The organism is Nonomuraea sp. 3-1Str (genome assembly GCF_031570565.1).
Classification (GTDB): Bacteria; Actinomycetota; Actinomycetes; order Streptosporangiales; family Streptosporangiaceae; genus Nonomuraea.
In genome coordinates, this window is the sequence record NZ_JALHBK010000002.1 from 640,963 (window position 1) to 656,177 (window position 15,215).

Annotated in this window: 9 protein-coding genes and 1 pseudogene; 7 read left to right on the plus strand and 3 right to left on the minus strand. The window is 70.7% G+C overall.

Features of this window, described 5'->3' with window-relative positions; translation table 11 throughout:
- The first annotated feature begins 166 nt into the window (after window positions 1-166).
- Entirely contained in the window at window positions 167-913 is a 747-nt protein-coding gene (locus tag MTP10_RS06805; RefSeq protein WP_310708142.1) for a DeoR/GlpR family DNA-binding transcription regulator, read from the plus strand.
- An 18-nt stretch (window positions 914-931) separates the two neighbouring features.
- Here the strand turns inward: MTP10_RS06805 and MTP10_RS06810 are convergent, their stop codons facing one another.
- Window positions 932-2,128, minus strand: a complete 1,197-nt coding sequence (locus MTP10_RS06810) for a cytochrome P450 (protein ID WP_310708143.1) — start codon at window positions 2,126-2,128, stop codon at window positions 932-934.
- Window positions 2,129-2,350: 222 nt separating this feature from the next.
- Between MTP10_RS06810 and MTP10_RS06815 the strand changes: the two genes are divergently transcribed.
- Window positions 2,351-4,696 carry a LuxR C-terminal-related transcriptional regulator gene (locus MTP10_RS06815; protein ID WP_310708144.1) on the plus strand — a complete coding sequence of 782 codons (2,346 nt, stop codon included), beginning with the start codon at window positions 2,351-2,353 and terminating at the stop codon, window positions 4,694-4,696.
- Entirely contained in the window at window positions 4,693-6,786 is a 2,094-nt protein-coding gene (locus MTP10_RS06820) for an AAA family ATPase (RefSeq protein WP_310708145.1), read from the plus strand. The genes MTP10_RS06815 and MTP10_RS06820 overlap by 4 nt, the downstream gene beginning before the upstream one ends.
- A 78-nt stretch (window positions 6,787-6,864) precedes the next feature.
- On the opposite strand, the gene MTP10_RS06825 is transcribed toward MTP10_RS06820, so the two are convergent.
- Window positions 6,865-7,443, minus strand: a complete 579-nt coding sequence (locus MTP10_RS06825; protein WP_310708146.1) for a hypothetical protein — start codon at window positions 7,441-7,443, stop codon at window positions 6,865-6,867.
- Window positions 7,444-7,763: 320 nt separating this feature from the next.
- A complete protein-coding gene (locus tag MTP10_RS06830) occupies window positions 7,764-8,585 on the minus strand; it encodes a class I SAM-dependent methyltransferase (protein WP_310708147.1) in 822 nt (273 codons plus the stop codon).
- A gap of 86 nt (window positions 8,586-8,671) precedes the next feature.
- On the opposite strand from MTP10_RS06830, the gene MTP10_RS06835 reads away from it, so the two are divergent.
- From MTP10_RS06835 to MTP10_RS06850, 4 genes and pseudogenes are all read left to right on the plus strand, one after another.
- The gene (locus MTP10_RS06835) at window positions 8,672-9,274 is read left to right on the plus strand and encodes a TetR/AcrR family transcriptional regulator (RefSeq protein ID WP_310708148.1); all 603 of its coding nucleotides are present in this window, start codon (window positions 8,672-8,674) and stop codon (window positions 9,272-9,274) included.
- A gap of 299 nt (window positions 9,275-9,573) precedes the next feature.
- Window positions 9,574-10,983: a glycoside hydrolase family 43 protein gene (locus MTP10_RS06840; RefSeq protein WP_310708149.1), complete on the plus strand. Its 1,410-nt coding sequence runs from the start codon at window positions 9,574-9,576 to the stop codon at window positions 10,981-10,983.
- Window positions 10,983-14,267 (plus strand): discoidin domain-containing protein, encoded by a 3,285-nt coding sequence (locus tag MTP10_RS06845; RefSeq protein ID WP_310708150.1) that lies wholly within the window; start codon window positions 10,983-10,985, stop codon window positions 14,265-14,267. The genes MTP10_RS06840 and MTP10_RS06845 overlap by 1 nt, the downstream gene beginning before the upstream one ends.
- 119 nt (window positions 14,268-14,386) lie before the next feature.
- Window positions 14,387-15,215 (plus strand): annotated as a pseudogene (locus MTP10_RS06850) (hypothetical protein); the annotation flags it as partial.

Below are 15,215 nucleotides of genomic sequence, written 5' to 3' on the forward strand. Positions count from 1 at the left end.
CGTGTGAACTTGTGATGTTGCGTGGAGACTATGAGGCACTCCCCGAGGTGTCAAGGGTGTGAGAGATTGAGTCGCCGTAACAAACAGACATGGGCATCGAGGCATGGGAGCGCAGCAGGTGAAGTCGCGTCCACGCGCGGCCAGCGGGGCCAGCAGACGCCAGGCGATGGCCGAGCATGTCATGCGCCAGGGCTCGGTCTCGATGGCGGAGCTCGCCGAGACCTTCGAGGTGAGCGTGATGACCGTCCACCGTGACCTGGACGTGCTGGAGACCCAGGGCATGGTGCGCAAGTTCCGGGGCGGGGCCAGCGCCCAGGCGACCAGCGTGTTCGAGAGCAACATCGCCTACCGCAAGACCGCCCAGACCGCGGAGAAGGAGGCGATCGCCCGGCATGTCGTGGGACTGATCGAGCCGGGCAGCTCCGTCATGTTCGACGACTCCACGACCGCGCTGGCCGTCGCCCGGCACCTGAGCGAGGTCACCCCGCTGACCGTGGTGACCAACTTCCTGGAGGCCATCCGGCTGCTGGCGCCCGTGCCCGGCATCCGGCTGATGGCGCTCGGCGGCGAGTACTACCCGACGCACGACTCGTTCCTCGGGGTGGCCTGCGTCGACGCGGTCGAGGCGATGAACACCGACACTGTCGTGGTCTCCACCTCGGCCGTGTCCGACCGGCACGCCTTCCACCAGGAGCAGGAGATCGTGCTGGTCAAGCGGGCCATGCTGGCCTCCGGCACGCGCTGCGTCCTCGCGGTGGACCACACCAAGCTCGACCGGGTGGCCCTGCACCGGGTGGCCCCGCTGGAGGCGTTCGACGTCATCGTGGTCGACTCCCGCGCCCCCGCCGAGGCGATCCAGCGGCTGCGCGACCAGCACCACCGGGTGGACGTCGCCGAGGTCACCGAGCCGTAGCGCCCCCGTGCGCCCGCGTCACCAGGCGACGGGCAGCGCGGTCAGCCCGTACACGACGTGGAAGGAGCGGAAGGAGGGCCCCGGCTCGGCCAGGCGCAGGCCGGGGAACCGGCGCAGCAGCGCCGGGAACGCGATCCGCATCTCCATGCGGGCCAGCGGCGCGCCCAGGCAGTGGTGGACGCCGTGGCCGAAGGCCACGTGGCCGGGCGCCCCGCGCGTGATGTCCAGCGCGTCCGGGTCGGGCAGCAGCTCCGGATCGCGGTTGGCGGTCGGCAGCGCGCAGATCACCATCTCCCCGGCCCGGATCGCGTGGCCGGCGATCTCGGTGTCCACGGCCGCCACCTTGCTGGTGCCGGAGTGGACGATGCTGAGCCAGCGCAGCAGCTCCTCCACCGCGGCATCGGCCCGCTCGGGGTCCTCGCGCAGCATGCGGAGCTGGTCCGGGTGGCGCAGCAGCGCCAGCGTGCCGAGGGAGAGCATGTTGGAGGTCGTCTCGTGGCCGGCGAACAGCAGCAGGCTGCCGATGCCGGTCAGTTCGGCCGCCGTCACCTCGCCGCCGTGCTCGCGCACCAGCATGCCCAGCAGCTCCTCGCCGGGGTCGGCCATGATCCGCGCGACCAGCTCGGACATGTAGGCGCGTGACTCCAGCTGGAGCTCGATGCGCTTCTCGACGGGCACCGACACGTCCAGCATCCGGCTGGTGCGGTGCTGGAAGCCCTCGCGGTCGGCGTAGGGGACGCCCAGCAGCTCGCAGATCACCAGTGACGGGATCGGCAGCGCGAACGCCTGCACCAGGTCGGCCGGCGGTCCGGCCTTCTCCATCGCGTCCAGATGCTCCTCGACGATGCTCGTCACGCGTGGCTCCAGGCGGCGCATCCGGCGGAGCGTGAACTCGGGCGTCAGGAGCCGCCGCAGCCGCGTGTGCTCCGGAGGGTCGTGGGCGAGCAGGTTGCCCGCCCGCAGGACGGCCAGCTCCTCGTCGCTGACCGGCGGCGCGCCGGGCAGCCGGGCCAGGCCGAGCTGGGACAGCGGGAAGCGCTCGGCGTCGCCCAGGACCGCGCGCACGTCGGCGTGGCGGGTGACCAGCCACGCCTCGACGCCGAACGGCGTGGTGACCCGCCTGACGCCCTCGTCGTCGCGCAGCGCGCCCAGCTCGGGGATGGGGTCGAACCCGTCCCGACGCATGTGCAGCGGCATCATCGAGGTGTCCGTCATGTGTCCCCCCGGGTGACCGGTGATCCTGACCGCTCCTGACCGCTCCTGACCATGACGGTACCAACGCCTCGCCCACTTGCAAGATCCACGCGCGAACCCGATTCTCGCGATGCCTCTGACCTGCGACGATCTTGCCGGATGGGGGTATGGGGATGGGCGTACGCTGAGTTCTGTCGGCCGGTGACGAGGAAGGGGACCCCGCCGCCGGATTGTGGAGCAGTCATGACGTCACGGGGAACGGACGGCTGGACCGCCGGCGGATTGCCGGCCGAGTTGACCAGCTTCGTGGGCCGCCGGCAGGACATCGCCGAGGTCAAGCGCCTACTGGCCGGCTCCAGGCTGGTGACCCTCGCCGGCGTGGGCGGGGTCGGCAAGAGCCGGCTGGCCCTGCGGGTCGCCGCCGAGGTGCGGCGCGCGTTCCGCGACGGTGTGTGCCTGGTCGAGCTGGCCGCGCTGGAGAGCTCCGGGGTGCTGGTCCAGGCGGTGATCGAGAACCTGCGGATCGTGGACCACTCCTCCCGGGAGCCGATGGACGTGCTCGCCGACCATCTGCGCGACCGTCAGATCCTCATGGTCCTGGACAACTGCGAGCACCTGCTGCACGAGTGCGCGGTGCTCGCCGCCACACTCGTACGCGCCGCGCCCGGCCTGCGCATCCTCGCCACCAGCAGGCAGGCGCTCGGCGCCCCCGGCGAGCAGACCATGGTGGTCCCGGCGCTGCCGGTGCCCGGGATGAACGGGCAGCGGCCCGGCGGGGAGCCGCCCGAGCGGTCCGACGCGATGCGGCTGTTCGCCGAGCGCGCCCGGGCCGTCGTGCCCGACTTCGAGATCACCGACGCGAACCGGGAGACCGTCACCCGCATCTGCCGGGGCCTGGACGGAATCCCGCTGGCCATCGAGCTGGCGGCCGTGCGGCTGCGCGTCATCTCCGCCGAGCAGCTCCTCTCCCGGCTGGAGGACCGCTTCGGGCTGCTCACGACGGGCTCGCGGGCGCGGCTGCCGCGGCAGCAGACGCTGAGGGCGCTCATCGACTGGAGCCACGCCCTGTGCACCGAGCAGGAGAGGCTGCTGTGGGCGCGTCTGTCGGTCTTCTCCGGCAGCCTCGACCTGGAGGCCGCGGAGTACGTCTGCGCCGGTGACGGCATCGCCGCCGAGGAGATCGTCGACGTGGTCATCGGCCTGGTGGAGAAGTCCATCCTGCTGCGCGAGGAGCACGGCTCCATGGTGCGCTTCCGGCTGATGGAGACGATCCGCCAGTACGGCCGCGACCAGCTGCGCGAGTCCGGCGAGGAGGGGGAGCTGCGACGCCGGCACCGCGTCTGGTACCACGACCTCGCGACGCGGATGCACCAGGCGTGGTTCGGCCCCGACCAGGTGACCTGGTATCGGCTCATGCGCCTGGAGCACGACAACGTCCGCTCCGCGCTGGACTACTGCGTGTCCACGCCGGGGGAGGCCGAGGCGGGCATGACCCTGGCCGCCGCGCTGCGCTACTACTGGATCGCCGCCGACTCGCCGCGCGAGGGGCGCGGCTGGCTCGACCGGCTGCTCGCCGTCGACGCCGCCCCGGTGCGGGCGCGCGCACGGGCGCTGTGCGTCGACGCGCGGCTCGCGGTGCTGCAGAGCGACTTCGGCGTGGCTGTCGGCCTGCTGGCCGAATGCCGCGAGCTGAACCGCGAGCTCGGCGACGACGGGATCACGGGAGCCGCCGCCTACGTCGGGGGACTCGCGGCGGTCCTCCAGAGCGAGCTGCCCGAGGCCCTGGACCTGCTCGGTGAGGCGCTGGAATGCGGCCGGGCCACCGGTGACCAGATGCTCGTGGCCAACTCGCTCATCTACCTCGGGACGGCCCGGTCGCTGCTGGGCCGCGCGGACGAGGCGGTGGACAGCTTCGAGGAGTGCCTGCGCCTGTGCGAGACGCGCCGGGAGCGCTGGTTCCGCTCCTACACCCTGTGGACGTACGGGATAGAGGTGTGGAAGCAGGGCGACACGCGGCGCGCGGTGGAGATGGAGCGCGAGGCCATCAGGCTCAAGGAGCCGTTCAAGGACCCTCTGGGCATCGCGCTGTGCGCCGAGGCCCTGGCCTGGATGGCGGCCGGAGAGGGCGACGGGCGGCGGGCCGCGACGCTGCTCGGCGCGCTGGAGGAGATGCGGCGGGCGTTCGGCGGGCCGCTGTTCGGTCACCTGTCCGACTACCACGACGCGTGCGTGAAGGCGGCGCGGGCGGCCATCGGCGACCGCAGGTTCGAGACGGCCTTCCGCAAGGGAGCCACGATGACCCCCGCCCAGGTGATCGCCTACGCGCTGCGGGCCGACAGGAGCACCGGCGAGCGCCCGCGCGACTCCTCGCCGCTGACCAGGCGCGAGATGGAGATCGCCCGGCTCGTCGCCCGGGGCATGAGCAACAAGGCGATAGCGGCCTCCCTGGTGATCGCCCAGCGTACGGCCGAGGGACACGTCGAGAAGATCCTCAGCAAGCTCGGCTTCAGCTCGCGCGTGCAGATCGCGGCCTGGATCGGCCAGCAGGACCTGTCCGTGGACGAGCCGTGGTCAGGAGGTGCGTCATGAGACCGTTCACGGACGGTGACCATGCCCGGCCAGGCCCCGTCAAGGAGGTGTCGAGCTTCGTCGGCCGCAGGAGCGAGCTGGCCGCCGCGCGCAGGATCCTGGTCAGGGCCCGGCTCCTGACGCTGACCGGCACGGGCGGGGTGGGCAAGACCCGGCTGGCTCGGCGGATCTGCGAGAGCCTGCGCGCCGCGTACAAGGACGGCGTCCAGGTGGTCGAGCTCGGCACCCTGGAGACCGGCGACCTGCTGGGGCCGACCGTCGCCGCCGCCCTGGGGCTGCGCGACCAGGGGCCCGACCCCACGGCGCTGCTGGTAGACTACCTGTCGGACAAGCGCATGCTGCTCATCCTCGACAACTGCGAGCACCTGCTGCCCGACTGCGCCGAGCTGGTGGACCGGATCCTGCGCGGCGCGCCCCGCATGCGGGTGCTGGTGACCAGCCGGCAGATCCTCGGCGTGTACGGCGAGCAGGTCCTCGCGGTGCCGTCGCTGCCCGTGCCCGACCCCGGCAGCCCGGCCCGGGAGATCGCCCGCCACGACTCGGTGCGGCTCTTCACGGACCGTGCCGCCAGCGTGCAGCCGGGGTTCGCCGTGGACGCGCGCAACGCGGCCACCGTGGCGCGGCTCGCCCAGCGCCTCGAAGGCATCCCGCTGGCCATCGAGCTGGCCGCCGTGCGGCTGCGCACGCTGCGGCTCGACGGGCTGATGCGGGAGCTGGACGACTTCCTGGAGGTCCCCGTCGCGGGGAGCGCCGTCACGCTCCCGCGCCACCGCACGCTCCGCGCGACCATGGACTGGAGCTACCGGCTGTGCTCGCCGCCGGAGCAGCGGCTCTGGGCCCGGCTGTCGATGTTCCCCGGAAGCGTCGACCTGGACACCGCCGAGGCGGTCTGCGCGGGCGACGGCATCGCCTCCGCCGAGGTGTTCGATTTGATCGCGGGGCTGGTGGACAAGTCCGTCCTGGTCAGCGAGTACTCCGAGGGTGGGACGCGGTACCGGATGCTGGAGTGCATCCGGGGCTACGGTGGCGAGCGGCTCCAGCCGGAAGAGAGCCGGGCGCTGCGGCTGCGCTACATCGGCCACTACCGCGACCTGGTGAGCGGCCACCGGGTCGACGAGCTCGTCCCCGAGCAGCTCGACCGCTACCTGCTGCTCCAGCGCGAGCAGCCCAACGTGCGCGCCGCCCTGGAGCTGTGCCTGGGCGAGCCGGACACGGCCGTCGTGGGCCTGGGGACGGCCTCGACGATGTGGTCGTTCAGCCTGCCCACGGGCTCGCTGACCGAGGGGCGGTACTGGCTGGAGCGCGGCCTGGACCTCGCGCCAGCCCCCAGCCACGCCCGCGCCACGGCGCTGTGGGTCGACGGCATGCTGGCCCTCCGCCAGGGCGACGTGGCCGGGGCCATGCCCCGGCTGGAGGAGAGCCACGCGTTCGCGCTGAGCACCGGGGACGAGCGGCTCCTGCCGTACGTCATCCGCATCTCGGGGCTCGCCGCGTACGTCGCCGGGGACGTACGGCGCGGGCTGGAGCTGCTGGAGGAGTCACTCGTCCTGCACCGCGCCATGGACGACGTGGCCGGAGTGGCGCTCGACCTCTACTTCGCGGCCACCTACGGCTCGGTCCACGACCCGGGACGGGCCGCCGCGCACGGGGAGGAACTGCTGGCGCTGTGCGAGGAGCGGCGGGCGGCCGTGTCCCGCGGCTACGCCCAGCTCTCCCTGGGCATTGCCGCCTGGAGCCTGGGCGACCGGGATCGCGCCGAGTCGCTGGTGCGGGAGTCCGCCGCGTTCACGGCGCACATCAACGACCGGTGGTGCCTGACCCAGTGCCTGGAGGTGCTGGCGTGGATCGCCGGGGCGGGCGGCGACCACGCGCGAGCCGCCTGGGTGCTGGGTGCCGCGCACGCGCTGTGGCAGGCGGTGGACTCCTCGCCGACCCGGCTCTGGTACCACGCCGTCTGGCACGAGAGCTGCGCGGACCAGGCCCGCCGGGCGCTCGGGGACCGGGACTTCACCGCCGCCTTCCGCGACGGCGCCCGGCACAGCCTCGACCACACCGTTCTCGACAGGATCGACTCCGGGTCCCGCGCCTGAGCATGCCGTCCGAACCGGGGGTGCGGAACGGCGCGCACCTCCCCATGGGACAGGACGGTCCGGCGAAGAGGCGCGGGGTCATTCGTCGGCTGGATCCGACGGCTCCACGGTCGGTGCGATCTGCAGTGGTGTCGCGGCCCCGCCGGCGATCTCCCGCCCCTGATTCAGGGTGTAGTCGAGCTGCCTGGCCAGGAGCGGGAGGGTCGCCGGTGGTAGATAACCATCAGCGCCGGCGTTGAGCAGCCGTCGGACGGGGCCGTAGTACTGAACTCCGAGTTCGTGGTCCTCGATCTCGGTGACGATGACGCGAGCTTTCGGGAACATCGATCGGAGCGCTGCGATCAACTGCGGGCTGCCTGGAGGTACCAGCAGCACATCGGTCGTCGCGGGAGCCGCGTGCATGTCGAGCACCACGTAGTCGGCCCCGAGCTGGGTGGAGAGCGCGACCCGAGCCGCGGTGGACAGCTCCATCGCGGTGGCCACGACTGTCACACTCTCGTAGTCGATCGGTGCTTCGTCGTCGGCCTCGTCCGGCGCGTCGCGATCGACGATGGCGCCCTGGACCACGTCGATGGTGCTGGAGATCGTCGCGATCGACGCCCCGTCACGCGTGAGGACCAGGTCCTCGCCAGGATCGAGGGCGTCGATGAGCGCCACGACGTCCTCGGGAAGGCGGGTCACGTCGATGCGCCGCGTGGAGCGCGGGGCGCGTTTGCGGGTCACCATGCCTGGGAGACGCTCACGGCTGCGAGGCGTCCTGCGTCATGCGGTCGCCTGCCCCCAAGGTGTCGCCCAACCAGATGATCACATGAGTCCCTTCCGACGCCGTGCTCCTGTTGGATGCCACCGCACGTTCGTTGGTTCGCGGCCGCGCCGGAGTTTCTCTCATCGGACGACGAGGTCGCGTCGGGAGCCTCCTCTCATCCGCCACCGCTCTGCGCACCTTCCAGGTCCGCGCCCATCGACGGCGGGGAGGCTCAGGCGTTCCGGGACGCGGTGACCGCCATCGTCGTGTACTGCATGGTGAAGCCGCCTCCGGCCGCGTCGACGGCGGCTCCGACGGCCTCCAGCACCTCGGCCAGCTTGTCCGGCGGGAGCCGGGTGAGTCCGCCGGTGGTGGGCAGCAGGTCGAGCCATTCGTGGCGGGTGTAGTGCCGCTCCCAGTCGAATCGCCACTGCTCCGGCTCGCCGAACGCGGCGGCCTGCCGGATGCCGTCGGCGAACGTGGCGAACATCTGCCGGTAGATCTCCCGGCCCGGTCTCGGCGGGCCGGCGCTGAACGGCGAGTCGGGCACCACCTGCCGCAGTACGGCGGCGAACGCCTCCGCGATCGGGGCCGGAGGGTCGTACGCGTGGGCGAACACCGCCAGCAGGCCGCCGGGGCGCAGCACCTGAGCCGCCTTGGCCACGCCCGCGACCGGGTCCACCCAGTGCCAGGACTGCCCGGCGACGACCGCGTCGAACGTGCGCCCGGCGGCATCCCAGTCCTCGAACGTCGCGACCTCGACCTCGACCCCGGTCCGGCGGGCGAACTCGGCCATCCGCGCGTCCGGCTCGATGCCCAGCACCTTGCAGCCGGCCGCCTGGAACTGCCGGGCTTCGATGCCGGTGCCGCAGCCGACGTCGGCGATGTCGGGACCGGGGCAGGCGGCGATGATCCGTTGCACGAGGGCGTCGGGATAGGGGGGCCGGGCCCGGTCGTAGCGTTCGGTGTCGGTCCCGAACGATTCGGCCATCTGCCTGGCCTGGTGGGAAGACTGCTTCGAAGGCAGGGAGGGCTCCCGCGGTAGAGTGGGCATGCGCCCACCATAGTGGGCGACCGCCCACTCGACAACCGGATAGCGTTTCGCGTAGAGCGAAGGTCGGATGTAGGGGAGAACAGGCGATGCCGACGGGAGTGGCCCTCCGAGACGTGCGGCAGCAGTTGTTCGCCGCCGCCGAGCGCGTCCTGCTCCGGGACGGGGCGAACGGGCTGACCAGCCGAGCCGTCACGGAGGAGGCGGGCGTCGCCAAAGGCGTCCTCCATCGGCACTTCGAGGACTTCGACGACTTCCTGGTCGAGCTGGTGCAGGAACGCATCGCCCGGCTCGACGGCCTGGCCGCGGACCTGCGCGGCTCGGCCGGGACCGGCACCGTCGCCGCCCACCTCACTGCGGCGCTGATCCAGCTGTTCGACCCGGTCACCGTGTCGGTCGTCAGTCTCATCATCTTCCGGGACGAACTGCGCGCCCGGTTGCGCCAGGTCCGGCCCGTGCCCGGTGTCCCGGTGCTGACGCAGGCCGCCGGTGTGATCGGCGCCTACCTCGGAGACGAGTGCGAGATGGGGCGCATCGCCGCGGACGCCGACGTGGACGCGCTCGCGCTCTGCCTGATCGGGAGCGCGCACATGCTGTTCGCCGACCGGGAGCAGGGTCCGCCGGACTCCGAGGCGGTGGGCAAGGTCGTGAACGCGGTCATCGCCGACGTCGTGCAGAGACGCCTGCTCTGACGTGCCGCTTGACCCCGACCGCGGTTGAGTTCCCAGACTCGCCGGCGGCGGACGGCGCGGCCGAGGCGCTGCACGCGAGGTGCCCTGCACGCCCGCGGTTCGGGCCGCACTACCCGGTTCTCGCGCTGTGAGCTGGGCGATCATTTTGGGTCTTGACGGCGCTTTTGATATCGCAAACACTCAGGGCGCCGCGCCCCAGCGCGTTGATCACCTGTATCGCGACAAGATCCCCTATGCACCGCTCAGAAATGTTAGCGCTAACCAATCAAAGGCTAGGTTCTACCCCCCAGGAGCCCTGCATGAGACGCCTGCGAACCACGATCCTCGGCGCGGTGGCCGCGCTGGGGCTGGTCGTCGCATCCGCGGCACCCGCCCCCGCCGCCGCACCCATCACCACCTCCATCTACACCGCAGACCCGGCCGCCCTGGTGGTCGGCGACACCATGTACCTCTACACCGGCCACGACGAGGCCCCCACGGGCGGCACGAACTTCGTCATGCGCGACTGGCACGTGTTCACCTCAGGGGACGCGACCACCTGGACCGACCAGGGCGCCAAGCTGAAACTTTCAGACTTCCCCTGGGCCGGCGCCGACGCGTGGGCCGGCGAGGTCGAGCCGAAGGGCGGCAAGTACTACTGGTACGCCCCCGTCAACGGCAACGGCGCCGGCTGGATGGACATCGGCGTCGCCGTCGGCGACAGCCCCCTCGGCCCGTTCCGCGACGCCAAGGGCGGCCCGCTGATCAGCGACAGCACCCCCAACTCCTCGCCGCTCAACATCGACCCCACCGTCTTCACCGACGACGACGGCCAGTCCTACATCTACTGGGGCTCCTACTACGGCCTGCGTGCCGCCAAGCTCAAGCCCGACATGATCAACCTGGACGGCTCGGTCATCACCCCGCAGGGCGTCTCGAACTTCTGGGAGGCGCCCTGGATGTTCAAGCGCAACGGCACCTACTACCTCGCCTACGCGGCCAACGACTCCGGCTGCGCCGCCTCCGGCTACGCCTGCATCCGCTACGCCACCGCGAGCAGCCCGCTCGGCCCGTGGACCCATCGCGGGGTGGTGCTCGACCAGGTCACCTCGACCACCAACCACCCGGCGATCATCGAGTTCAAGGGCCAGTGGTACATGGTCTACCACAACGCGAGCAGCCCGGGCGGCGGCAACTTCCGCCGCTCGGTGACGCTCGACAAGCTCTACTGGAACGCCGACGGCACCATGCAGAAGGTCGTCCAGACGACCGGGCCCGGCGGCGGTCCCGGCGGCCCGCCGACCGGCACCAACCTGGCCCTGAGCGCGACGCCGTCCACCTCGTACGTCTCCTCGTGGGAGACCCTCGGCGCCGTCAACGACGGGTACGTGCCGACCGGCTCGGCCGACCACAGCCACGGCGCCTACGGCAACTGGGACCACCAGGGCACCGAGTGGCTGGAGTACCGCTGGAACAGCGTGCAGTCGATCAGCAAGATCGCGACCTACTGGTTCGACGACGACCTCGGCATCGACCTGCCCGCCTCCTGCAAGGTGCAGTACTGGAACGGCACCGCGTACGTGGACGTACCGGGACAGTCGGCCTGCGGGACGGCCGCCAACACCTACAACGTGACGTCCTTCCCCGCCGTCTCGACGACGCGGCTGCGGCTGAGCATCACCTCGAAGTCCGGCTACTCGACCGGCGTCCTGGAATGGATGGCCCTGTGATGAACGGCTCTGTGATGAGGCGCGTCGTCCGGCGGGGCCTGACCGCCCTGCTGCTCGTCGCGGGCGTGCTCGTGGCCGGGGCCCCGGCCCGGGCGGCGCAGACGATCGGGTTCCCCACCTTCAGCGGCCCGGCCGTACCGGCGGCGCCGGTCTCGTACACGCCGGGCAACATGATGCAGTCCATCTACGACGCCGAGAGCTCCGGCACCGACTTCTGGATGGACCGGCTGCTCGCCCGGCCCGGCAACGACCCGGCCGGCACCTGGCTGATGTCGCGCGGCCGGGCCCTGTTCATGAAGACCCACACGCCGGGCACGCTCGGCTTCGCCGGCCAGGTCGCGTACTGGGAGAGCATCAGCGACAACAACGCCTACACCGTCGCCATCACCCCGGGCACCTTCACCGAGCAGGTCAACTCCCGCTGGCAGGCGCCGAGCCACTGGAAGAGCGTCCACACCAGCGGCTCGATCACGGTCAACCAGACGAAGTTCATCACCGAGAACAACGTCGCCGTGACCAACCTGTCGATCACGAACAACGGCTCCGGCTCGGCCACCCTCCAGCTCCGGGCCACCTCGCCGTACGCCACGTCCGGCAGCGGCAGCGAGCTGACCGGGCAGGTCAACGCCAAGAACAACCTGACCACGATCTACCCCAGGCTCACCGGTGACGGGTTCACCGTCTCCAGCGGCGGCCTGAACCGGTCCGTGACCGTCGCGGCCGGCGCCACCGTGACCGCCAAGCTGGTCATGGGCTTCGTCACCAACGAGATCCCCGAGTCGCGCACCGAGTACGACGCGTACGCCGGTTACTCGAACGCCACGGCCTTCGCCACCCACGTGCGGGCCTACAACCGGTGGTGGGCGCAGAACGTGCCCTACATCGACGTGCCGGAGCCGGCCATCAAGAAGAACATCTACTACCGCTGGTGGCTGATGCGCTTCAACAACCTCGACGCCGACATCCCGGGGCAGACGTTCCAGTTCCCCACCTCCACCGAGGGCGTGCTCGGCTACAACAACGCGATCGCGCTCACCCAGCCGATGCACATCGACGACCTCAAGTACCTGCGCGACCCGAAGTACTCCTACGGCGACTGGCTCAGCGTCGGCCAGGTGTCGAAGAACGGCCGCTTCGTCGACAACCCGGGCGACCCCGAGAACTGGTCCAACAGCTACACCCAGTACATCGCCGAGGCGGCGTGGCGCAGCTACCAGATCCACGGCGGTCAGCCCGCCATCGCGGCCAACCTGGCCCGCTACGCCGAAGGCGACGTCAAGGGACAGCTCGCCTACTACGACCACGACAACAACAAGCTCATCGAGTACGACTGGGGCGCCCTGACCGGCAACGACGCCGACGCCGTCTCCTTCCACTGGAAGAGCGGCAACATGGACCGGGCCGAGTCGGCCTACCAGTACAGCGGCGCGCTGGCCGCGGCCCAGGCGTACGAGGCGATCGGCAACACCGCCAAGGCCACCGAGATGCGGACCCTGGCCACGCAGATCCAGAACGCCATCGTCAACGTGCTGTGGAACCCGAACCGGCAGCTCTTCGAGCACCGGCTGAAGTCGACCAACGAATGGGTGCCGTGGAAGGAGATCAACAACTACTACCCGTTCGCGGTCGGCGCGATCCCCAACACCGCCACGTACAAGCAGGCCCTGCGCCTGTACGACGACCCGGCCCAGTACCCGATCTTCCCCTTCTACACGGCCAACCAGGTGGACAAGAAGGCAGCGGCCGACGCCGGCCAGCCGGGGTCGAACAACTTCTCCACCATCAACTCGACCGTGCAGTTCAGGCTGTACTCATCGGTGCTGCGCAACTATCCCAACTCGTGGATGACGGCGAACGACTACAAGAAGCTGCTCTACTGGAACGCCTGGGCGCAGTACGTCAACGGCAACACCCAGTGGCCGGACGCCAACGAGTTCTGGGCCGACTGGAACGGCTCCGCGATCACGTACCGGTCGTGGATCCACCACAACATCCTCGGCAGCAGCAACTGGACCGTGATCGAGGACGTGGCCGGCCTGCGGCCGCGCAACGACGCCAAGGTGGAGCTCTCGCCCATCAACATCGGCTGGTCCCACTTCACCGTCAACAACCTGCGCTACCGCAACGCCGACCTGACCATCGTCTGGGACGACCCGTCCGACGGCGTCGTGCGCTACCCGGGCGTGCCGGAGGGCTACTCGATCTACGTCAACGGCAACCGCGCCGCGACGGTCAACTCGCTGGTGCCCTTCACCTGGGACCCGGCCACCGGTGACGTGACCACCAGCGGCACCGTCTCCTACCACGTGGCGGTGGCGGGTCTGCAGTCGCCCACGCAGGTGACGCAGACCGGCGCCCGCATGGTGGACATGCTGGCCAAGGCGGGCGTGGACCTGACGGCCGACCTGACCAACCTGGCCACCGGCGCCACCGCGAGCGCCTCCTACACGGGCTCGGGCAGCACGGTCGCGGGCGCCGTCGACGGCTACCCGATCAACGAGCCGTTCTGGGGGGCGGGCGGCTCGCCCAACAGCCAGGACTGGTACGAGCTGAACTTCGGCGCGGCCCGCACCTTCAACGAGGTGCGCCTGTACTTCAAGGACAGCCGCCCCGCGAGCACCACCTACCGGGCGCCATCGGCGTACGACATCCAGTACTACAACGGCAGCGCGTGGGTCAGCGTGCCGAGCCAGGCCAAGAGCCCGGCGACGCCGCAGGCCAACTACAACGTGGTGAAGTTCGGCGCGGTCAACGCCCAGCGGGTGCGGGTGCTCGCCACCAACGCCTCCGGCGCGAAGACGGGCCTGACCGAGATCAAGGTGTTCAACCGGGGCGGCACACAGGAGCCGCCCGCGGGCAACCTGGCCGCCTCGGCGACCCCGACGGCCTCGTACACCTCGTCGTGGGAGAACGTCAACGCCGTGAACGACGGCGTGGACCCGCCCTCCTCCAACGACACCGTCAACCCCCGCTGGGGCTGCTGGCCGGAGACCGGGCAGCAGTGGGTGGACCTGACGTGGTCGTCGGCGAAGACCCTGAACAAGGCGCAGGTGTACTTCTTCGACGACGACGACGGCATCGACATGCCGGCGTCGTGGAAGCTGCAGTACTGGAACGGCAGCGCGTACGCGGACGTGCCCGGCGCGAGCGCGTACACGCTGACCAAGAACGCCTACAACACCGTCACGTTCACCGCCACGGGCACCACCAGGCTGCGGGTGCTGCTCACCGGCAACGGCTCCAGCTCGGTCGGCCTCCTTGAGGTCAAGGCGTTCGGACCGTGAGCCGTGCCCGCGGCTGACATGGTCACGTGACACCCCGCCCGGCACGGGCCGCCCCGCACGGCGGCGCGTGCCGGGCGGCCCCACATCCGGCGGCACCCAACCCCCGCCCTGGAGGCGCGATGAAACGCCTGGCCCTCTTACCGCTCCTGCTGGTGAGTGCCTTCCTCCTACCGGTCGAGGCCGCGTACGCGGAGACGAACCTCGCCACGTCCGCCACCCCGAGCGCGTCGTACACCTCGTCCTGGGAGAGCGTGGCCGCGCTCAACGACGGCATCGACCCGCCCCGCTCCAACGACACGGTCAACCGCCGCTGGGGCACCTGGCCCAACACCGGCTCCCAGTGGGCCGAGCTGACCTGGAGCGGGTCGCAGACCCTCCGGGCGGCCGAGATCTACTTCTTCGACGACGGCGGCGGCGTGCGCGTCCCCGCCTCCTGGAAGCTCCAGTACTGGACCGGCGGCGCCTACGCCGACGTCCCGAACGCGAGCGGCTACCCCGTCAGGACGGACGCCTACAACAAGGTCACCTTCGGCCAGGTCAGCACCACCCGGCTGCGCGTGGTGCTGCAGAGCGGCCAGGGCTCCGTCGGGCTGCTGGAGGTCAAGGCATACGCCAACGACCCGTCGGGCGGCGGCACCCCGAGCGCCTGGAACCCGCCGGCCAACCTGGTCACGCCGCTCAACGAGGTCTGGCAGCACCAGGAGAGCACGTACAACGACCTGTACGGCTTCCGTAACTACGGCTGGGACCAGGTGATGGCCAACAAGGGCTCCATCAACTACTGCGTCCGCTGGGACTCCACGGCGACGGTGACGGCGGCCCAGCGGGACCAGATCCATGCCGCGCTGGCCCGTCAGTTCAAGAAGTGGATGGACGTGATGGCCGGGCACAACGGCTGGCCGTACGGCACGGTGCCGGTGAAGGTCGTCGGCTGGGCGGTGCGCGACC